Raw genomic sequence first — 561 nt, 5'->3', positions numbered from 1 at the left:
GGGGTCGCTGTTTGTAAAACCACACCGTCCCCGGCGGGCCGGCCCGGGCCGCGACCTCGATCAGGATCGTCCGGCCGGCCGGGTCCGGCACGCCTGCATCGATCAGCAGGCCCGGCGCCTCCACCGGCTCCGGCCCGAGGCGGACCAGGCCGGCGGCGAGTTCGGTGACGCCCTTGGCGTCCGCGAAGCCGGCGCGGACGAGCGCCACGAGCGGGCTCAGCGGCACGGCCAGCCGGCCGTTGGCGGGCCAGGCATCGAGGGCGATCCGGTAGCGGCCCGGGACCAGGATGCGGCGGGCCTCGATCTCCAGGCTGGCCCGGACCGCGGTGATCAGGGCCTGGAGCAGCCCATCCTCGGTGCCGCCGTCGTCGGCGTCGAGGCGCAGGTAGGCCCGCAGCTCGGCCACGCTCACCGGCTCGACCACGGCCCCGTCGGCGCGTATCGGGATCATCGCGTTGCCCCCTCGCTGGATGTCTCGAATGCCGGTCCCGAAGCGCCGCCGGGCGGCCCTCACCGTCCCGGCCACCGTCCTGGCTGCGGCCCTGTCGCTGGCGGCCGGCC

At 76.3% G+C, this 561-nt stretch carries 1 protein-coding gene; it reads right to left on the bottom strand.

Translation table 11 applies throughout. The features are described from left to right. The coding region (locus FV228_RS32245; RefSeq protein WP_147858015.1) for a hypothetical protein at positions 1–451 on the bottom strand (451 nt) is incomplete at its 3' end. Between the last annotated feature and the right edge of the window lie 110 nt (positions 452–561).

This window comes from Methylobacterium sp. WL18, assembly GCF_008040015.1.
Lineage (GTDB): Bacteria > Pseudomonadota > Alphaproteobacteria > Rhizobiales > Beijerinckiaceae > Methylobacterium > Methylobacterium mesophilicum.
Note: the sequence above shows the minus strand (reverse complement) of the source record. Positions and strands in the feature narration are given on the sequence as shown.